Genomic DNA, 18,772 nt, shown 5'->3' on the forward strand with positions numbered 1-18,772 from the left:
AATGTTGGCTGACGCGCCGCCTTCGCGAGCAAGCCCGCTCACACAGTGGATTCGAGTGGAGGCTTGAATCGCAGGCACAAAAAAGCACCCCGCAGGGTGCTTCTTGTTAAACAGTCGGTCCCTACTGAGCCGGCTGATTCTGCGACAGAATCAGCTTGCCTTCCTTGTCGACCGGAATCTGGTTGCCCGGATCGCGATCCATCCGCACTTTGCCTTCCTTGCCATCGAGCGAGTAACGCACGTCGTAACCGACGACCTTGTCACTGATGTCATTCACGGTGTTACAGCGAGTCTGAGTAGTGGTGTAGGTGTCGCGGTTCTGCATGCCTTCCTGCACCTTGTTACCGGCATAACCACCACCGACCGCGCCAGCGACCGTGGCAATCTTCTTGCCGGTACCGCCGCCGATCTGGTTACCCAGCAAACCACCCGCTACCGCACCAATCGCGGTACCGAGGATCTGGTGTTGATCCTTGACCGGCGCCTGGCGGGTTACAGCAACATCCTTGCACACTTCACGTGGAGTCTTGATCTGTGTTTTGACCGGTTCTACGGCCAGCACTTGCGCATACTCAGGGCCGCTTTTAACCAGGCTGTAGGTGGCAACAGCACCCCCGGCAGTCACACCGACAGCACCCAATACCGCACCAACCAGCAACGACTTGTTCACATGAACCTCCTGACCATCACATGCGGGACGCGCCCGCGCTTCTCCCAGCCTTGGAGCACAAAAAAAGGCGCGAGTTCAACTCGCGCCTTTTTCGGGCTGACAACCGGTGAAGCGATGGCCGTTATGGACGGTCGTCGACTTCCTTCTCGGTGTTGGCCGGAGGAATCAGATCCTCGGTGCTCAGGTTCAGCCAGATCAGCACCACGTTCGCGATATAGATCGACGAGTAGGTACCCGCCAGAACACCGATGAACAGGGCAATGGAGAAGCCGAACAGGTTGTCGCCACCGAAGAACAGCAGCGCAGCGATCGCCAGCAAGGTGGAGATCGACGTTGCCATGGTCCGCAGCAGGGTCTGGGTGGTCGAGATGTTGATGTTCTCGATCAACGAAGCCTTGCGCAGCACACGGAAGTTTTCACGAACCCGGTCGAACACGACGATGGTGTCGTTCAGCGAGTAACCGATAATCGCCAGTACCGCCGCCAGCACCGTCAGGTCGAAGGTGATCTGGAAGAACGACAGGATACCGACAGTCACGATCACGTCGTGAATCAGCGAAACGATGGCGCCGACCGCGAATTTCCACTGAAAGCGGAAAGCCAGGTAGATCAGGATGCCGCCGAGCGCCAGGAGCATGCCGAGGCCGCCCTGGTCGCGCAGTTCTTCACCGACCTGCGGGCCGACGAACTCGACACGCTTGACCGTCGCCGGGTTGTCGCCGCCGACTTTCTGCAGCGCGTCTGCTACCTGATGACCCAATTGCGGGTCTTCACCCGGCATGCGCACCAGCAGATCGGTGGTCGCACCGAAGTTCTGCACGATGGCTTCGTGGTAACCGGAAGTCGCCAGTTGCTCGCGCACTTTGGTGACGTCAGCCGGACGCTCGTAGGTCAGCTCGATGAGCGTACCGCCGGTGAAGTCCAGACCCCAGTTCATGCCCTTGTGGAAAACGCTGAACAAGGCCAGAACGGTGAGAAACACAGTGACGCCGAACGCAAAGTTGCGAACGCCCATGAAGTTGATTGTACGTAACATGGCAGCCCCTTAAATCCACAACTTCTTGAAGTCACGTCCGCCGAAGATCAAGTTGACCATTGCGCGGGTCACCATGATGGCCGTGAACATCGAGGTAAAGATCCCGAGGGACATGGTCACTGCGAAGCCCTTCACCGGGCCGGTGCCCATGGCGAAGAGGATGCCGCCGACCAGCAGAGTGGTCAGGTTGGCGTCGAGAATCGCGGTGAATGCCCGGCCGAAGCCTTCGTTGATTGCACGCTGCACGGTCATGCCGGCTGCGATCTCTTCACGGATCCGCGAGAAGATCAGCACGTTGGCGTCGACCGCCATACCCATGGTCAAGACGATACCGGCGATACCCGGCAGGGTCAGCGTTGCACCCAGCAGCGACATCAGCGCCAGCAGCAGCACCATGTTCACCGCCAGCGCGACCGTGGCGATCACACCGAAGAAGCGGTAGATGGCGATGATGAACAGCGAGACGAACAGCATGCCCCACAGCGATGCATCGATACCTTTGGTGATGTTGTCAGCACCCAGGCTCGGACCGATTGTGCGCTCTTCAGCGAAGTACATCGGCGCGGCCAGACCACCGGCACGCAGCAGCAGTGCCAGCTCGGACGATTCGCCCTGGCCGTTCAGGCCGGTGATACGGAACTGCGCACCCAGCGGCGACTGAATGGTCGCCAGGCTGATGATCTTCTTCTCTTCCTTGAAGGTCTGAACCGGCACGTCTTTCTCGACGCCGTCGACAACCTGCTTGGTGTAAGTGGTCACCGGACGTTGTTCGATGAAGATCACCGCCATGCTGCGACCGACGTTCGAACGGGTCGCGCGGCTCATCAGCTCGCCACCGTGACCGTCCAGACGGATGTTCACTTCTGGTGTGCCGTGCTCGCCGAAACCAGCCTTGGCGTCGGTTACCTGGTCACCGGTGATGATCAGGCCACGCTCGATCTGCGCAGGAGGACGCTTGCCTTCACGGAACTCGAAGGTTTCGGAAGTGGCTTTCGAAGCACCCGGCTCTGCAGCCAGACGGAACTCAAGGTTGGCCGTCTTGCCGAGAATACGCTTGGCTTCGGCAGTGTCCTGCACGCCCGGCAGCTCAACCACGATGCGGTTGGCGCCCTGACGCTGAACGATCGGTTCGGCAACACCCAGCTCGTTGACGCGGTTACGTACCGTGGTCAAGTTCTGCTTGATGGAGTATTCACGGATTTCCGCCAGCTTGGCCGGGGTCATCGCCAGACGCAGCACCGGTTGACCGTTGAGGTCGGCCGGAACAATGTCGAAATCGTTGAAGTTCTTGCGGATCAGCGCACGGGCCTGTTCGCGGGAGTCAGCATCGCTGAAGCCCAACTGAATGGCGCCGCCCAGTTGTGGCAGGCTGCGATAGCGCAGCTTCTCTTTGCGCAGCAGGCTCTTGACGTCGCCTTCGTAGACTTTCAGGCGGGCGTCGAGGGCTTTGTCCATGTCCACTTCCAGCAGGAAGTGCACACCACCGGACAAGTCCAGACCCAGCTTCATCGGGTGCGCGCCCAGGTTGCGCAGCCATTGCGGGGTGGTTTGTGCCAGGTTCAGTGCGACGACGTAGTCATCACCCAATGCCTTGCGCACAACGTCTTTGGCCGGCAGCTGGTCTTCAGCCTTGGCCAGACGGATCAGACCGCCCTTGCCGTTGGCGGCCAGCGAAGCTGCCTTGACGTTGATCCCGGACTCACGCAGCGCGGTGCTGACGCGATCCAGATCGGCCTGATTGACCTGCAGTGCCGTGCTGGCGCCGCTGATCTGAATGGCCGGGTCATCAGGGTATAGATTGGGAGCGGAATAAATCAGACCGACCGCCAGCACCGCCAGGATCAGAATGTATTTCCACAGAGGATATTTGTTCAGCATCACGCCGCCCGTTATGAACGCGGGGCGCCTTGCGCGCCCCGTCGATTGAGTAGAAGTTGGAACCTTAGATCGCTTTCAGCGTGCCTTTTGGCAGCGTGGCGGCGATGGCGCCCTTCTGGAACTTCATTTCCACGGTGTCGGAAACTTCCAGAACCACGAAGTCATCGGCCACTTTGGTGATCTTGCCGGCGATGCCGCCGGTGGTGACCACTTCGTCACCCTTCGCAAGGCTGCTCAGCAGGTTCTTCTGCTCTTTGGCGCGCTTGGCCTGTGGACGCCAGATCATCAGGTAGAAGATGACCAGGAAGCCGACCAGGAAAATCCACTCGAAGCCGCCGCCCATTGGGCCAGCAGCAGCCGGTGCAGCTGCGTCAGCCATGGCGTTAGAGATAAAAAAGCTCATTTAGCACTCCAGTTGCAAATGTTGAATCTTGGGGTCAGAAAACTCAGTCCAAAGGCGGAACGGGGAGCCCGCGTTTGGCGTAGAAGGCATCGACAAAGGCGGCCAATGTACCCTGTTGAATAGCCTCGCGCAAACCAGCCATCAGCACCTGATAATGGCGCAAGTTATGGATGGTATTGAGCATGCTGCCGAGCATTTCGCCGCACTTGTCCAGGTGATGCAGATAAGCGCGGGAGAAGTTCTGGCAGGTATAGCAATCGCAGGTCGGATCCAGCGGCGAATCATCATGGCGATGGAACGCGTTACGGATCTTCAGCACGCCTGTATCAATGAACAGATGCCCATTGCGGGCATTACGGGTTGGCATCACGCAATCGAACATGTCCACACCGCGGCGCACACCCTCAACCAGATCTTCCGGTTTGCCAACGCCCATAAGGTAACGAGGTTTGTCAGCCGGCATCATGCCCGGCAGATAATCCAGCACCTTGATCATCTCGTGCTTCGGCTCGCCCACCGACAGACCGCCAATGGCCAGGCCATCGAAGCCGATCTTGTCGAGGCCTTCCAGCGAGCGCATGCGCAGATCCTGGTGCATGCCGCCCTGAACGATACCGAACAGCGCCGCCGTGTTGTCGCCATGCGCGTTTTTCGAGCGCTGGGCCCAACGCAGCGACAGCTCCATGGATACGCGGGCGACGTCTTCGTCAGCCGGGTACGGCGTGCATTCGTCGAAGATCATCACGATGTCGGAACCCAGATCGCGCTGCACCTGCATCGATTCTTCCGGGCCCATGAACACTTTCGAGCCGTCGACCGGGGAGGCGAAGGTCACGCCCTCCTCCTTGATCTTGCGCATCGCGCCCAGGCTGAACACCTGGAAACCGCCGGAGTCGGTGAGGATCGGGCCTTTCCACTGCATGAAATCGTGCAGGTCGCCGTGCTCCTTGATCACCTCGGTGCCCGGGCGCAGCCACAGGTGGAAGGTGTTGCCCAGAATGATTTCCGCGCCAGTGGCGACGATGTCACGCGGCAACATGCCCTTGACCGTGCCGTAGGTGCCCACCGGCATGAACGCCGGGGTCTCGACGGTGCCACGCGGGAAGGTCAGCCGACCACGACGAGCCTTGCCATCGGTGGCAAGCAGTTCAAAGGACATGCGACATTCGCGACTCATTCTGTTTCCTCTGGGCCTGTGTGTTCAGGGGCAGTCGGGGCGGGATTACGGGTGATGAACATCGCATCACCGTAGCTGAAAAAGCGGTAGCCGTTGTCGACGGCAGCTTTATAAGCGGCCATGGTTTCGGGATAACCGGCGAACGCCGAAACCAGCATCAACAGCGTGGATTCCGGCAAATGGAAGTTGGTGACCAGGGCATCGACCACATGGAATGGCCGGCCCGGGTAGATAAAGATGTCGGTGTCGCCACTGAACGGCTTGAGCACGCCATCGCGCGCGGCACTTTCCAGCGAACGCACGCTGGTGGTGCCCACGGCAATCACCCGCCCGCCACGCTCACGGCACGCGGCAACGGCGTCGACCACATCCTGGCCGACTTCCAGCCACTCGCTGTGCATGTGGTGATCTTCGATCTTGTCGACGCGCACCGGCTGGAACGTCCCCGCACCGACGTGCAGCGTGACGAACGCGGTCTCGACGCCCTTGGCGGCAATCGCCTCCATCAGCGGCTGATCGAAATGCAGCCCCGCCGTCGGCGCCGCCACCGCACCGAGACGCTGGGCGTAAACGGTCTGATAACGCTCGCGATCCGAACCTTCGTCCGGACGGTCTATATAAGGAGGCAACGGCATGTGCCCGACGCGATCGAGCAGCGGCAGCACTTCTTCAGCAAAGCCCAGCTCGAACAGCGCATCGTGACGCGCGAGCATCTCGGCTTCGCCACCGCCGTCGATGAGGATCTTCGAACCCGGCTTCGGCGACTTGCTGGAACGCACATGGGCCAGCACGCGATGCGTATCGAGCACGCGTTCGATGAGGATTTCCAGCTTGCCGCCCGAGGCTTTCTGCCCGAACAACCGCGCCGGAATCACCCGGGTATTGTTGAATACCATCAAGTCGCCCGGGCGCAAATGCTCAAGCAAATCAGTGAATTGACGGTGTGCAAGGGCGCCGCTCGGCCCATCAAGGGTCAGCAGGCGACTACCGCGACGCTCGGCCAACGGGTGGCGGGCAATCAGCGAATCAGGAAGCTCGAAGGTAAAGTCAGCAACGCGCATGATGGGGTTCGTCTAGCAGGGCCGGAAAGTCTAGCGGAATTATCAAAAATTGACCATGAAACGTGATTGACCAACGGTAATCACCTCTCTATACTTCGCCGCCATTGAGCCCTGATGGCGGAATTGGTAGACGCGGCGGATTCAAAATCCGTTTTCGAAAGGAGTGGGAGTTCGAGTCTCCCTCGGGGCACCATACAGCAGTATCTGAGAGTCTCTACCAGCCTCTCAGACCCAGAGAAACCGGCCACTTGGCCGGTTTTTTTGTGCCTGCTTGTTTATCCCTGTCTCCCCTTATCCGTTGTATCCCTGTATCCCTGCTTGTATCCTGAGAAAAATACCGAACTTTGGGATACAAGGATGAAACGCGCAGACATCAAGCGCCGCCCTCTCGCCGATACCACGCTTGCTGGGCTGGAGGCTGAAACAAAGGAATATCGAGAACTCGATGGAAACGGCCTGTACTTTCGAGTCAAACCGGACGGGGGCAAGTCATGGCAACTCCGGTACAAGCGTCCTGCAGGTAACTGGGCATGGATGGGCCTCGGCGGCTATCCAGAAGTCAGCGGCTCACTCGCCCGCGAAAAAGCAGCAGATCTACGAAAGGTCGTCAGTAGTGGTGCCGACCCTCTTGAACAAAAGCGCTCAGCAAAAGCGGCCATTGATGCCGCTCGAACACGAACCTTCAGAGCGGCTGCGGAAGCCTGGCTGAAGGCAAAAGAGGAAAAAGGTCTCGCCCCCTCCACTCTCAATAAAATCCGCACCTACCTCGACAAAGACATTCTTCCAGCGCTTGGTGATAAACCTCTGGATGAAATAACCCGAACCGATTGTGCAAATCTCCAAGCGTCCCTCGAAGCTCGTGAGGCGCACAACGTAGCGGAGAAGTGTCGGACCTGGGTCAACCAAATCTTTGGTAGAGCAATCGGCTTAGGATTGACCGAGAACGATCCGGGCAGCCGTCTACGCGACATCGCAGCTCAAGCACCGAAGACTCAACAACACCCTCATTTGCTAGAGCCTGAACTCGGCGAATTTCTCACCGCGCTCAGGAATACCCCCAGCAGACTCACAGCTCGGACCGCAGCCTGGCTTTGTATATGGACAGCCTCAAGACCGGGAATGGTTCGACTGGCAGAGTGGAAAGAGTTTGATCTTGATAAGGCAATTTGGACGACACCGGCGTCGAAAATGAAGATGCGCCGAGACTTCGTTTGCCCCCTTCCACATCAAGCACTGATCGCATTGAAAGAGCTGCACTCTTTAACCGGACGTAGCCGTTGGCTGTTCCCTGGAGTCGGTGCGAAGAATCCGACCATCAGTGAAAACACTATCAATAAAGTATTCGCAACCATTGGCTACAAAGGGCGTCTTGTTGGGCACGGTACGCGGCATACAGCGAGCACATTGCTTCGTGAGCATGGATGGCCAAAGGAGCATGTCGAGGCGCAGTTAGCTCATAAAGAAGAGGGCATCTCGGGGGTATACAACAAGGCTCAATATCTCGAACAAAGGACTGCCATGATGCAGTGGTATGCGGATCACCTTGATAGCTTGCAGAAAGGGAACGTCGTGCTGGGCCAATTCGGACATGCGATTTGAGCATGCAACTCCTAATTACTCAAAAAGCGCGTGTTCCGTGTGTTCCATGTGTTCCAAAGATGCCGAGAGCCTTTAAATCCGTGGCCGGCGAGACTGGAACACAACCAGCGATAGGCTGGAACACGTTGTCGATGCTACACAAAAGGTGTTCCAGAATCGCAGACATTTTCTTGAGAAACACCATCTCCTCACTGGCGGTTTCCAAGCTTCGCCGGGCGCAGGTGCTCGCGTTTTCTCGGCCACGCAAACGGGGCGGGGGGATGAATGATGAGTAAAGAGTTTTACTTGAGCGCTCCCCTCAACATTGAAGGCTGGGAGGTTGTCGAGACGCTTGAGCGATTCACACTGTACGACGAATTTGCAGACCGCATTGATGATGCTCTCGAACTCATCCGACTGGGCCAGGAGCATTGGTTGAGTCATCAGACAAATGGAGAATGGTCGGTTGAATCCGTTCGAGTCCTGGCTAATGTAAGACCGCTCTCCTACAACATACGCCAACAATTTGAACGCTTCACGGACGACTTGCCCCGCTGCATTCGCTGGACGGTAGGGGAGTCGTCCAATTCGGCTATCACCGATAGCCAATACATTGCCGCGCTGGCGATTGATCGCGCTTGCCGTGTCATTGAGACGTTCGAGCGGTGGTTGAGCGGTTTCGATACGGATCTGTGCGCGGGGAACCTTGAGAATCTAGCCGCTTTGATTGCAGATGCATCGGACGACTTTGCAGAGTTTGTGGAGGAGGTACGCCACGAACAAGCTCATCTAGAAATCGAAGCACGAGAGACCGCGGCAGACTTGATGGGTACAGCCCGGCATTACATGACCTTGGCGAACGTCTACGCCTCTCCGCTTTTGAGCAGCGCAGATAAGATCCGGATTAGTGCAACTGCGCGCAAAGCAGGCAACAGCTCGGCAGCTATACGCCGTGAAGCCACGATAGATCGCAATGAAAGCATTTGCTCCCACGCTAAGCGGCTACTCAGTGATGGACGATCTGAAAGAGAGATCGTTGGCATTATTGTGGGCACTGACTCCGCGCTTAAAACGCCAGGGGGGGCCGCCAAGCTTTCCACAAAACAAGTTCGCAATATTCTAGTCGCTGGCGGAATACTTCGTGCGGACGAAGATAAGCGTTAAAATAAAACCTACTGCCTACTTCGCATAAAAATATTTAGGAGCAAGAGAGTTGTTTAATCGCTTTTTGATTTGGACGGGTATAGTGCGACCGGTAGAATCGTTCGCGGACATAGTCTTAAACAACAGAAGAGCGAGGAGTTTTGCAATCGCAACAAGCGCGCTTGCTCTGATCTCCATTGGGATCAATTATGCCATGTGGATTTTCCCCATATTTGAAGACCCAGACTTTGGAAACACAGCTGTAAGAAGCTATCTTTCTTCTGACTTCTACAAAACCGAGTCCAAAGATGCGGCAAGACAACTGGATCTTTACAACGAAGGAAAAATAAACGGGAGGGCAATCGACCTCAAATTTTTCTACCCTTTCCGAGGGGTAACACTAAAACACGAAATGACCTTGGTTCCCCGCGAAGAAAAAAGACCAGACGGAGGGAGCAAGTATAAATTTGAAAATTCTTTTAAAATCTCACTAAACCTACTTGATCTAATGCTTTTCATTCTGCTTCTCGGAGGACTGTTAGCAGTCGGCGTTTTTATGATATTAAATCGACCACCAAAGGCGTTAGTTGAACACGAAGAGTCTATTTTAAAAAATTTTTTCTCTATTGATGAATACAGCCCGCCGACTGTAGACCTAGAAGACACAGACTGTTTTACATTAGTGGAAAAAATCTGCGCACGCTTCCCTCTCGTAGTGAAACAATTGCAATCTCGTCACGGAGGGCGCGACGGCCTAGAAATTAACGATGAGTACGACACCCAGGATCTACTGCACGCACTTCTGCATATCCATTTTGACGATATCAGACATGAAGAATGGACGCCTAGTTATGCAGGCGGTGGATCTAGAGTAGACTTTTTGTTAAAAGATGAAAAAATCATTATTGAAGTCAAGAAGACTAGACCCACTCTGAAAGGCAAGGATGTAGGCGCGGAACTAATCGTCGATTCACAGCGATACAGAGTACATCAAGATTGTAAAAAACTTCTTTGTTTTGTATACGACCCTGAAGGATGGATTTCCAATCCCAGAGGCCTGGAAAATGATCTTAACAAAAAGGAAGAAAACTTCGAGCTAAAAGTATTAATCGTACCGAAAGGGCATTAGAGCCTAAACCGCATTAGTCAACTCGGAAGCGAGGCTAAATGGATACTTCAATTTGAATATAGCATTTAGCCTGCTCGCCCTACACTACAAAAACAGAAAACTGACTTAGTATAACTAACCCTTCGAGTTTTTCGGATCATCTTTGCGCTGATAGGTTCGCTCCTCTTGAAACTTTCCATCCTCTTTGTGAATTTTCACGGACCCCGTTTTATCAGACATGAACTCTTTTGTTTTTTCTATAATTTGTTGTTTGGTTTCGGCACTTTTTGACGGGCGCTTATTTCCCTCCTTGGTTAAATCCCACTTATCACCATTTTTTGTGATGTGATAATTGTCCATACAACCTCCATTCACTATTAGCCAAAGTTCAGTGAAAATCACACAATCCGAGAAGCAGATAAAACGCTAGTTGATGACTGCGCGATTGTCCAATCCCACCGCATTGGCTAAGTTATTTCTCTCGCTCATGGCCTATGGGTGGAGTCGGACGTTAAGTACGACGGCTCATGTCCACATAATTATTTTTTCCAGCGTTCACTAGTGGCGAGGGATCAACGGAAGGAACCGTCCGCGTCGGCTTTCCTGATCAGTTCGCATGTTTAAAGGGAAGTGAACCGCCGTTCATTTCCCTTTCTCCACTTAGCGTTAGCCCTGTAACTCTCCACGACTACAGGAAACGCTCAATGACTGCCACGACGCTTCAATCCTTCATCCCGCTTTCACCCTCCGCCACTGATTTACTCACCCCCGATCAAGTGGCAGCCACTCTGGGTCTTTCGCATCGCACGCTCGCCGCCTGGCGCAGTTCGCGCCGCAATCCGCTGCCGTATGTAAAAGTCGGAAGCCGCGTGCGTTATCGTCCTAAGGATGTGTCTGCATGGCTCGAAAGCCGCACGCATAGCGCTGCCGTAAGTGTGGGGAACGAGCAATGAAAACCTCTCGTCTCCACTCCTCTGCAAACGACTCCATACCAATCGACCCATCGCTGACGCTCATCCGCATCGCCGAGGTCATGGCCATCGTCGGTCTTGCACGCCCCACCATCTACAAGCTCATGAATGAGCCTGAAAGTGGTTTTCCTAAAACCGTAAAGCTCACCAACAGCAACGCCCGTGGCGCCCCGGTCGCCTGGGTTTTGTCCGAAGTTCAAGAGTGGGCACGCGGTCGCATTGATGCACGTGATGAGGTGGCCGCATGAGCCGGTCGATTGCCAATCAAGCCTTGATGCATCCTTTTTCAGTGCTGCGCTGCATCGGTTTCTCAGCCACCACGATGCAACGCCTTGAGCGCTATCGCAGCCGACACGACAAACAGGGACGCGTGATCAGTGTACTTAGCTGGGCCGACGGTACCTGGTGCGCCCTCGCACTCCACTGCGAAAACATCGGTGCGGTGATCGTCGACGAAGGCCAGCAAACGGAAGCCTACGAAGACGCCCGCTCCATGCTCAATGACGGCTTCCTGCCCCTGCTCAATCTGCGCTGGGAAGCCCACGCCTGAAACGAAAACGCCCCCGGCGGCAACCGGGGGCGTTTGAGGTCAATCTGTATGCCCGATCAATTTATGTCGCATCAAAAAAATGCGCAAGGCTTCGTGCCGGTTGCACTTGCAAAAACTCGGAGTTATCCTGCCGCAGTCGTTGCAAATTCAGCGACCGGGCGTAGGAACCCGAGAATTAGTAGGCGCATCAGCGCCCAGATCACAACTGCCGGCGTTTTTTTTCGCCCGCAGTATCGTGTTATGGCGGCTGTGTGTGGGCAGGCTTCGGCCTGGCCGGGTGCCTACTATCCCGGTATTCCTACCCCGCGCACAGCTGCCACCCAATCCCGTAGGAAGGACGGTGGCGGCTCCAGTCAGAAAGTAGGAGCCTCACCCATGCACGCCCTCATTCCGTCCAAAAATCGCGCCGCTGCACACCGTGCAATGGCTCTCGCCGCTCTACACGCCAACTCCAGTCTTGCTACACGTCTCGCTCGCTACAACGCACATATGGCCAAAGCTCGCGCTCTCGAAGCCTCAGGCGGTGCCCAATGAACAACGTCCTGAGTTTTGCTCTGCCCGAAGACATTCTCAGCGTCAGCCAGAACGTCGGAGCCGGCGTGCCGATTGACGCCATCGCCTGCGCAATTGAGCGCGCCGACTCGGTGCTGACATTGCTCGAAGACCACTTTGAAGGTGAGTCGCGCCTCTCCAACCGTGTTATCGCCGCCGTCATTTGGGATGTACGCGGCACCCTCGGTTTGATCAAAACCCTCGCTCTGCACGGTGATACCACTTCAGTTCCAGCGGAGCAGAAAGGCGGTGCGCTATGAACGCATTGACCACGATCGGCCGCACGGATTTTTCGCCTGCTAATGCCCGCGGCTTGAAGTTATTTCGCGTCAATGCAGGCATCCCCATCGAAGATGCTCTGGAGCTAGCCTCTCAGTTGCAAGACCACGTGAACCAGCTCAACCGCGATGCTGCCATGAGCGACCAAGGCGAGCAGTTTAGTTGGCCTGCTGTGTATCTAGGTGAAATGGCAAAAGCGCTGCTCGATGACGTGACTGACACCCTGTTCTCGCCGAGGGCCGACACATGAGCCAGCACCAGAGCAGCAAAACGAAACGTCCGAGCTTCGCCGACGTAAAAGCCGCCTCGCTGAAGGACATTGAACGTGTCCTCGCGCACTGGCTGCCCAACGGAAAGCGTGTGGACGGCGGCAAGGAATACACCGCTCCCAATCCGACCCGCAGCGACAAGCGCGCCGGTTCGCTCAAGGTCAATTTGAACAAAGGCACCTGGGCTGACTTCGCTACTGGAGACAAGGGCGGTGACCTGATTGATTTAGTGCGCTACTTGGACGGCGGTACCGATGTCGAGGCGTGCGCGAAGCTAACCCAACTGTTGAGCGTAAGCGTCGGCGCGGCGCAATTGGCTACGGCTCAAGGCAAAACCAAAGCTCCAACATGGAACGCCATACAGCCGATCCCGGCTGAAGCCATGAAGCGATGCCCGGTCCGCCATAGAGATCATGGCGCCCCCTCGAAAGTCTGGATCTACCGAGACGCGAGCGGTCACCCACTCATGGCGCTCTACCGCTTTGATCTCGCTGCAGATGAAGACGGTATGCCAAAGAAGGTCTTTGCTCCTCTGACTTGGTGCCAGCGCTCCAATGGCGAAACCACGCAATGGCGCTGGCAGGGATTACCTGACCCGCGTCCGCTCTTGCGCCTGGAAGAATTGGCACTGCGCGATGCCGCACCGGTCGTATTGTGCGAGGGCGAAAAAGCTGCCGACGCGGCAGGCGAACTGATGCCGGAGTACGTGGCAACGTGCTGGCCGAACGGGTCCAACTCTTGGCACAAGGCGGATCTGACACCGCTCAAGGGGCGCACGGTCGTGCTGTGGCCTGACAACGACAGCAGCGGCACCTCGTGCATGGAAGAAGTCGCCAAAAAGCTGCACGAAATCGGCGCCGAATCGGTCCGGTTCGTCGCGCTCAATGTGTTCAAACGCAAGCCCACTTTGAAGGACGATCAAGCAGCGTTTGCCAAAGGTGGCAAGTGGGACGACGGGGACGATGCCGCCGACGCACTGACTAAAGGTTGGACGGCAGCACACGTCGCCGAGCTGGAGAGCAGCGGTGAGCTTTTCGTCTCCCTCCCCCGCGAGCAATCCGACGAACCTGCAGAGCCAAAAGCAGCAGCCAAACAACCGGCAAAATCGAAAACCGATTTGCTGCCCGGTGGTTTTCGATTGGCCCCCGCAGGCGTGTTCTATACCGGCGATGACGGTGAGTCGCGGCCTGTGTGTTCCTCCTTGGAGATACTCGCCCGCACTCGCGATGACAAGGGTCACAACTGGGGTTTGCTGGTTGAATTCGATGATCCGGACGGCGCTAAAAAGCGCTGGAACATTCCTGCTCGCAACATGACCGGCGACTTCGGCAAAGACGTATTGGGGCCGCTGGTGGATATGGGACTGCGCTTGCCTGGAACGCGCTCCGGTCGCAATGCGCGCAACGATCTTCAAAGTTACCTGCAAGGGTTCGACAGCAACGAGCGGGCGCGTTTGGTCACTCGCCTTGGATGGCATGGGCCTGCATACCTGCTGCCTGATCAACAGATAGGTAACAGCCATGAGCACCTTTTCTTCTGTGATTCCGGGGCGCAGCTGCCACCTATCAGCGAGGCAGGGACGCTAGAGCAATGGCAGCAGCAAATCGGTGCACTGTGCGTTGGCAATCATCGCTTAGCGTTTGTCGTCAGCGTGGCCTTTGCCGGGCCGCTGCTGCACTTGTTAGGGCATGAATCAGGTGGCTTCCATCTGTATGGCGACAGCTCCGGCGGCAAGACGACTCACCTACAAGTTGCCGCATCGGTCTACGGCGGGCCGAGATTGGTCCGGTCATGGCGCTCTACCGACAACGCCTTGGAGTCGATTGCCGCCGCGCATTCGGACGGCGTCCTGGTACTCGACGAAATCGGTATGTGCGATCCGCGTATCGTCGGCGAAACGGTGTACATGCTCGGCAACGGTACGGGCAAAGCTCGCGCCAATGATCGAGGGCAAGCAGGACGTCAGGTGCAAGAGTGGCGTTTGCTGTTTCTCTCGACCGGCGAAAAGACACTTGCACAGCACATGGCCGACGCGAACAAGGAGCTAAAGGCGGGTATGGAAATCCGCATGCTCGCCGTGCCAGCAGATGCGAGCAAAGGGCTGGGCATGTTCGACGTGCTGAGCGGATTCGAAGACGCCGCCGCCCTGTCGGACGCGCTCAAAGCCCGCGTAGGCAAGTACTACGGTACGCCGCTTACCGCGTTCCTTTCGGCGCTGTGCAAGCCCGGTGAAATGCTGGGTTGGACAGCAATGCTGCGGCGCACGGTAGAGCGCTTCATTGCCAAGGCGCTTCCTGCATCGGCCAGCGGTCAGGCGCATCGAGCCGCTGCTCGCTTCGGTCTTGCCGCTGCTGCTGGTGAACTGGCGACGGCACTTGGTGTTACTGGCTGGCCGGAAGGTACTGCGACCACAGCGGCGCAGGTTTGCCTCAATGCTTGGCTCGAAGAGCGCGGCGGTGCCGGGAACATGGAAGGTGACGCCATTGTGAGTCGTTTGCAGCAAGTCATCGAGCGATTCGGTGAAAGCCGCTTCACCCGCTGGGACGGTCTCGCCGCCAAAACCGACGATCACGCACCACGGACCACCGACAGACTCGGCTTCCGGCGCACAGTTGAACACGGTATGGGCGACGGCGTTTACACGCTTGTCACCTATTACTTCCTGCCCACCGCGTGGAGGGCCGAAGTGTTCAAAGGCATGAGCCTCACCTTGGTCAACCGGGAACTGATCGAGCGCGGGATTCTGGAAGCCAGCGCGGAAGGTCGCGCTGCGCAATCGGTGCGGCTCCCTGGGCTCGCTAAAACGAGAGCGTACGTGGTGCACGCCAACGCCCTTCTCTCCTCTGAAACCGAAGCCGCGTGAAGTATTAGCGGATCGAGGAGAGCTGCCGGCCACTTCGGGTCTGGCCCGCCCGGAATCCAATCGAACGAATATCAAAATCTGAAATGGAAGACTTTCAATGAGCGACTACCAAAAGCAAATCAAGCAACACCAAATCGAGATGGAACAACTCGAAAAGCAACTACCGAAACTCGCTAAAGCGGCCAAGGAAGCCAAGAGTCTGTATGCCCATACGCGTCACAATCGAGCGCCATACCCACATGGCGTGATCAATGATCTCAGCAACGCGAAATCCGAAATAGCGCGCCATGCTTCCGAGATCAGACGGCTGCAAACGTTGGTCGATTGGGAAGACGGAATTCGATCTGCCGGTAGCAACATTAAAAAGGCACAGAAAGAAATCAGCCAGGTGCAAAACGATCTGCGAAAGCAGCAAGACAAACGCGCCAAGCTTTCGAGCAAACTCGAAAGACTTGAAGAAGAGAAACGTACTGAAATTGAAAAGGCTCGATATGTCGAAAAACAAGCGGCAGCGAGCTACTCCGTTGCGTTGAGCGATGGGGATGACGCGGAAGAACAACGTGCGGAAAAGGCGCTCAGACAAGCCTCAGAGGCGCTTGCAGAAGCAACCCGTGACAAGCGGGGCATTGCAACTGCAACGCAAGCTTTGAAAGATGAAGTGGAGAAGCTCGAAGCAACCATTGCAGAGAGTAACCAGACCTTGAAAGACCTTCGACACCAGCAGCTACGTGCAGCACGGTTCATGTGGGCAGACCGCCTAGACAAGGCAGCTCAAGACTTCGCAGCCATGGCAGCACACCTGCATGCGACGGAAAAGGCGATGGGGCGTTCGAGCTCTCTGACTGACCTCTACGTACCACTGCATGTACCGTTCGGACCGATGTCCATCAATGAAGATACGATCACTGCGAAGGCAGGTGCCATTTCCATAGAGCAACTGATCGCCGCTTGATTGCCCGCGTCGCGACTACCAGTCGTGACGCTCCTCCCACTAAACCGGAACATCGCTCGCGGAACACCAAACGTGTTCCGCGTATCTGGTGTTCCGGTTAATCGCATTTGGTGTTCCACCTCTTAAAGCCTTGTATTACTTGTCCTCTAGCGAATCTGGAACACATGGAACACGTGGAACACCAGATATCGAGAGGAACAGAGAAGTTCCTCCCTCATCCCCTCGCCCCTTGCCAAAGGCGAGGCCCTCAGCGGAGAAATACTCGCGGTTCCAAGGCGACTACGATTTCACTCGAAATCGAGATCCTCGGGTTTGATTCCTGGAAGAACCTCTCCTGAACCATCCTCGAGAACAATGCGAATGTGAGGGGAACCGCTCAACTCTTCGTACTTCGTGAGAATCGTCGCCTCCTTCAGAAATAGCCTACCGCCCTGCAGAGTTCTGCTCACGATTTGCACACGCAGACCCGGTTTGATGTCTTCGAATCTCATCTAAACTCCATCAGATCTTGGAGAGGGAACAGTGCAGAAAGGACGCCCAGTTACTCCGGAGCAAAGATCAGGCTCTCGGCTATGACGCCCTTAGGAATGGTGCTATTTGACCCGAGCGTCTGCAGGAAGCACGAAACCATGCATTTCCTCTTGAAGCACGAAGAGGATGTCGTTGTAGCTCATTCCACGGACTTGAGCAGGGGGCCAGCTAAATTTATGAATGAGGTAGAAATGAACGGCATCAATGCCGTCCAACGATTTATATTTTTCACGTTTTGCAAGCTTGTCTCCAAAAACCGCCAAGCCATAAGCCAGCCCACCCTCTGCTTTGTGCAACCCTTTCCAGATCTCGTACTTTTCTCTATCTGACATTTGAACCTCCTGGTTCGGATCCTTGTGGACGCAGCAGCCTATCAGCGCGCACTTCAGGCTTACAACCCGACCGCCTGACCAGATCTCATTGGGGAGAATTTTATGGGTCCTCCCTGGAGCCCCCTTCCTACACGGGTTATCAGACTCGCAGGTTTCCTCTAGCTGAAATATTTGAGGGAATGTCCGTCTTTTCAATAAAAGTGGTTACCTGACAAATTCACTCAACTTCATTTGCCGTATCTCCTGTTGGACCTAAACTCTATTCCTAAATGAATGTAGGAGCTGATGGACAAGCTTGCTAGGATGCCATCAAAAAGCCACATCATCGTTCTGTGATGAGAGCGATAAGGAAATCGAATGAGCAGCTCCATTAAGGTTTTACCGGCCAAGCACGGAGATTGCTTCCTCGTCTCAAGCGAACACGGGGGAAAACAATTCAATTTGCTAATTGACGGCGGGCCGTCATCTACTTTTTCGTCTGCAGCGGCTGGCGGGTCAGTGGGACCTTTAAAAAAAATCTTAGATGAGATAACTAAAAATAATGAGATCGTAGATCTTGCAATTCTCACCCACATTGATAGTGACCATATAGGCGGTTTTCTAAAAGCCTTTCAATCCAAAAAGCACTTACCAGAATTAACGGAAAAAGTCTGGTTTAACGCTTCTAGCGCAATAACGGACTTTTTCGGAACCCCGGAAATACAGGAAAATGCTATTAGATGTCGCTACGACGACGACCCAAATACGAGCGCAAAACAGGCTCAAACATTGGAGAGCTATCTAGCAAAACTTGGCATATGGGACCAAAGTATTATCATAGCTAAGAAAGAGCCATACCAAGAAGGTCCGTTTCAAATAACCGTATTATCTCCGACTCCTACAGAACTTAAAAACTTACTTTGTGTCTGGCCTATTGAAGAAAACCCTCCAGATACCGCAAGCACGCCCAGAGATCACGACCGAACAATCGACGAATTATATGATGACATTGGATTCACCGATGACACTGCAATTGCTAACGGCAGCTCAATTGCATTTATTTTGGAGTCGAAGGGAAGAAAGGTCTTATTCCTTGGAGATGCATTTGCCACAACAATTGTAAACAGTCTAAAAAACCTTGGTTATTGCAAAACAAACCAACTAGAAATAGAGCATACAAAAATTTCGCACCATGGGAGTAGAAACAACACTAACATAGAGCTACTAGAAATATTAAACTGCCGGTCATTCATTATCTCTACCAATGGTTCGATCCACCGCCACCCGGACAAGGCCGTTATCGCCAAGATACTTAAACATAACAGCATGAACGTCATTCATTATAATTACGCAAGCGCAGTCCAGACCATCTTGAGCGATGAAGAAAAAGAACAATATGGAAATAGACTGAAATTTATTACTGACGACTTGGCATTTTAA

20 protein-coding genes and 1 tRNA gene are annotated in these 18,772 nt (G+C 55.2%); 12 read left to right on the forward strand and 9 right to left on the reverse strand.

Going from position 1 to position 18,772, the window contains the following annotated elements; all coding sequences use genetic code 11:
• Positions 1–121 precede the first annotated feature (121 nt).
• The 6 genes from AC3WMV_RS24160 to queA form a co-directional block, all read right to left on the reverse strand.
• Positions 122–670: a glycine zipper 2TM domain-containing protein gene (locus AC3WMV_RS24160; protein ID WP_027612139.1), complete on the reverse strand. Its 549-nt coding sequence runs from the start codon at positions 668–670 to the stop codon at positions 122–124.
• A 121-nt stretch (positions 671–791) separates the two neighbouring features.
• Entirely contained in the window at positions 792–1,706 is a 915-nt protein-coding gene (gene secF / locus AC3WMV_RS24165) for a protein translocase subunit SecF (RefSeq protein WP_096795519.1), read from the reverse strand.
• Between the two features lie 9 nt (positions 1,707–1,715).
• Positions 1,716–3,584 (reverse strand): protein translocase subunit SecD, encoded by a 1,869-nt coding sequence (secD, locus tag AC3WMV_RS24170; protein WP_103367340.1) that lies wholly within the window; start codon positions 3,582–3,584, stop codon positions 1,716–1,718.
• Between the two features lie 64 nt (positions 3,585–3,648).
• Positions 3,649–3,987 (reverse strand): preprotein translocase subunit YajC, encoded by a 339-nt coding sequence (gene yajC / locus AC3WMV_RS24175; protein WP_003227923.1) that lies wholly within the window; start codon positions 3,985–3,987, stop codon positions 3,649–3,651.
• Between the two features lie 43 nt (positions 3,988–4,030).
• Entirely contained in the window at positions 4,031–5,146 is a 1,116-nt protein-coding gene (gene tgt / locus AC3WMV_RS24180; protein ID WP_161794909.1) for a tRNA guanosine(34) transglycosylase Tgt, read from the reverse strand.
• 14 nt (positions 5,147–5,160) lie between these two features.
• Entirely contained in the window at positions 5,161–6,225 is a 1,065-nt protein-coding gene (gene queA, locus AC3WMV_RS24185; RefSeq protein WP_095136886.1) for a tRNA preQ1(34) S-adenosylmethionine ribosyltransferase-isomerase QueA, read from the reverse strand.
• A 108-nt stretch (positions 6,226–6,333) separates the two neighbouring features.
• On the opposite strand from queA, the gene AC3WMV_RS24190 reads away from it, so the two are divergent.
• From AC3WMV_RS24190 to AC3WMV_RS24205, 4 genes are all read left to right on the forward strand, one after another.
• A tRNA-Leu gene (locus AC3WMV_RS24190) sits at positions 6,334–6,418 on the forward strand.
• Positions 6,419–6,582: 164 nt separating this feature from the next.
• Complete coding sequence (locus AC3WMV_RS24195; RefSeq protein WP_103367339.1) at positions 6,583–7,824, forward strand: tyrosine-type recombinase/integrase; 1,242 nt, start codon at positions 6,583–6,585, stop codon at positions 7,822–7,824.
• Positions 7,825–8,091: 267 nt separating this feature from the next.
• Entirely contained in the window at positions 8,092–8,967 is an 876-nt protein-coding gene (locus AC3WMV_RS24200; RefSeq protein WP_103367338.1) for a hypothetical protein, read from the forward strand.
• Positions 8,968–9,016: 49 nt separating this feature from the next.
• Positions 9,017–10,075 (forward strand): PD-(D/E)XK nuclease domain-containing protein, encoded by a 1,059-nt coding sequence (locus AC3WMV_RS24205; protein ID WP_256584914.1) that lies wholly within the window; start codon positions 9,017–9,019, stop codon positions 10,073–10,075.
• Between the two features lie 114 nt (positions 10,076–10,189).
• On the opposite strand, the gene AC3WMV_RS24210 is transcribed toward AC3WMV_RS24205, so the two are convergent.
• A complete protein-coding gene (locus AC3WMV_RS24210; RefSeq protein WP_103367337.1) occupies positions 10,190–10,414 on the reverse strand; it encodes a DUF2188 domain-containing protein in 225 nt (74 codons plus the stop codon).
• Positions 10,415–10,758: 344 nt separating this feature from the next.
• Here AC3WMV_RS24210 and AC3WMV_RS24215 point away from each other — a divergent pair, with 344 nt between their 5' ends.
• From AC3WMV_RS24215 to AC3WMV_RS24245, 7 genes are all read left to right on the forward strand, one after another.
• Positions 10,759–11,007: a helix-turn-helix domain-containing protein gene (locus tag AC3WMV_RS24215; RefSeq protein WP_103367336.1), complete on the forward strand. Its 249-nt coding sequence runs from the start codon at positions 10,759–10,761 to the stop codon at positions 11,005–11,007.
• Positions 11,004–11,273, forward strand: coding sequence for a helix-turn-helix transcriptional regulator (locus tag AC3WMV_RS24220; protein WP_103367335.1), 270 nt, complete (start codon positions 11,004–11,006; stop codon positions 11,271–11,273). Before AC3WMV_RS24215 ends, AC3WMV_RS24220 begins: the two co-directional genes overlap by 4 nt.
• Positions 11,270–11,575 carry a hypothetical protein gene (locus tag AC3WMV_RS24225; protein WP_103367334.1) on the forward strand — a complete coding sequence of 102 codons (306 nt, stop codon included), beginning with the start codon at positions 11,270–11,272 and terminating at the stop codon, positions 11,573–11,575. The genes AC3WMV_RS24220 and AC3WMV_RS24225 overlap by 4 nt, the downstream gene beginning before the upstream one ends.
• Positions 11,576–12,105: 530 nt before the next feature.
• The gene (locus AC3WMV_RS24230) at positions 12,106–12,387 is read left to right on the forward strand and encodes a hypothetical protein (protein WP_103367333.1); all 282 of its coding nucleotides are present in this window, start codon (positions 12,106–12,108) and stop codon (positions 12,385–12,387) included.
• A complete protein-coding gene (locus AC3WMV_RS24235) occupies positions 12,384–12,656 on the forward strand; it encodes a DUF3077 domain-containing protein (protein ID WP_103367332.1) in 273 nt (90 codons plus the stop codon). Before AC3WMV_RS24230 ends, AC3WMV_RS24235 begins: the two co-directional genes overlap by 4 nt.
• Positions 12,653–15,538, forward strand: a complete 2,886-nt coding sequence (locus tag AC3WMV_RS24240) for a DUF927 domain-containing protein (protein WP_103367331.1) — start codon at positions 12,653–12,655, stop codon at positions 15,536–15,538. Before AC3WMV_RS24235 ends, AC3WMV_RS24240 begins: the two co-directional genes overlap by 4 nt.
• A gap of 97 nt (positions 15,539–15,635) precedes the next feature.
• Positions 15,636–16,490 (forward strand): hypothetical protein, encoded by an 855-nt coding sequence (locus AC3WMV_RS24245; protein ID WP_103367330.1) that lies wholly within the window; start codon positions 15,636–15,638, stop codon positions 16,488–16,490.
• A 287-nt stretch (positions 16,491–16,777) separates the two neighbouring features.
• Here AC3WMV_RS24245 and AC3WMV_RS24250 read toward each other — a convergent pair whose 3' ends face one another.
• Both AC3WMV_RS24250 and AC3WMV_RS24255 read right to left on the reverse strand, forming a co-directional pair.
• Entirely contained in the window at positions 16,778–16,981 is a 204-nt protein-coding gene (locus tag AC3WMV_RS24250; RefSeq protein ID WP_103367329.1) for a hypothetical protein, read from the reverse strand.
• Positions 16,982–17,083: 102 nt separating this feature from the next.
• Positions 17,084–17,353, reverse strand: coding sequence for a hypothetical protein (locus tag AC3WMV_RS24255; RefSeq protein WP_103367328.1), 270 nt, complete (start codon positions 17,351–17,353; stop codon positions 17,084–17,086).
• 357 nt (positions 17,354–17,710) lie between these two features.
• Here AC3WMV_RS24255 and AC3WMV_RS24260 point away from each other — a divergent pair, with 357 nt between their 5' ends.
• Positions 17,711–18,772, forward strand: a complete 1,062-nt coding sequence (locus tag AC3WMV_RS24260; RefSeq protein ID WP_103367327.1) for a ComEC/Rec2 family competence protein — start codon at positions 17,711–17,713, stop codon at positions 18,770–18,772.

The sequence above is a fragment of the Pseudomonas sp. FW305-3-2-15-E-TSA4 genome (assembly GCF_058787295.1).

Coding starts and splice junctions, on each gene's coding strand:
- AC3WMV_RS24225 (WP_103367334.1), top strand. CDS start 11,270: ATGAGCCGGTCGATTGCCAATCAAGCCTTGATGCATCCTTTTTCAGTG.
- AC3WMV_RS24195 (WP_103367339.1), top strand. CDS start 6,583: ATGAAACGCGCAGACATCAAGCGCCGCCCTCTCGCCGATACCACGCTT.
- AC3WMV_RS24240 (WP_103367331.1), top strand. CDS start 12,653: ATGAGCCAGCACCAGAGCAGCAAAACGAAACGTCCGAGCTTCGCCGAC.
- AC3WMV_RS24245 (WP_103367330.1), top strand. CDS start 15,636: ATGAGCGACTACCAAAAGCAAATCAAGCAACACCAAATCGAGATGGAA.
- AC3WMV_RS24230 (WP_103367333.1), top strand. CDS start 12,106: ATGAACAACGTCCTGAGTTTTGCTCTGCCCGAAGACATTCTCAGCGTC.
- yajC (WP_003227923.1), bottom strand. CDS start 3,987: ATGAGCTTTTTTATCTCTAACGCCATGGCTGACGCAGCTGCACCGGCT.
- AC3WMV_RS24210 (WP_103367337.1), bottom strand. CDS start 10,414: ATGGACAATTATCACATCACAAAAAATGGTGATAAGTGGGATTTAACC.
- secF (WP_096795519.1), bottom strand. CDS start 1,706: ATGTTACGTACAATCAACTTCATGGGCGTTCGCAACTTTGCGTTCGGC.
- AC3WMV_RS24200 (WP_103367338.1), top strand. CDS start 8,092: ATGAGTAAAGAGTTTTACTTGAGCGCTCCCCTCAACATTGAAGGCTGG.
- AC3WMV_RS24215 (WP_103367336.1), top strand. CDS start 10,759: ATGACTGCCACGACGCTTCAATCCTTCATCCCGCTTTCACCCTCCGCC.
- AC3WMV_RS24220 (WP_103367335.1), top strand. CDS start 11,004: ATGAAAACCTCTCGTCTCCACTCCTCTGCAAACGACTCCATACCAATC.
- tgt (WP_161794909.1), bottom strand. CDS start 5,146: ATGTCCTTTGAACTGCTTGCCACCGATGGCAAGGCTCGTCGTGGTCGG.
- AC3WMV_RS24255 (WP_103367328.1), bottom strand. CDS start 17,353: ATGTCAGATAGAGAAAAGTACGAGATCTGGAAAGGGTTGCACAAAGCA.
- secD (WP_103367340.1), bottom strand. CDS start 3,584: ATGCTGAACAAATATCCTCTGTGGAAATACATTCTGATCCTGGCGGTG.
- AC3WMV_RS24235 (WP_103367332.1), top strand. CDS start 12,384: ATGAACGCATTGACCACGATCGGCCGCACGGATTTTTCGCCTGCTAAT.
- AC3WMV_RS24260 (WP_103367327.1), top strand. CDS start 17,711: ATGAGCAGCTCCATTAAGGTTTTACCGGCCAAGCACGGAGATTGCTTC.
- queA (WP_095136886.1), bottom strand. CDS start 6,225: ATGCGCGTTGCTGACTTTACCTTCGAGCTTCCTGATTCGCTGATTGCC.
- AC3WMV_RS24250 (WP_103367329.1), bottom strand. CDS start 16,981: ATGAGATTCGAAGACATCAAACCGGGTCTGCGTGTGCAAATCGTGAGC.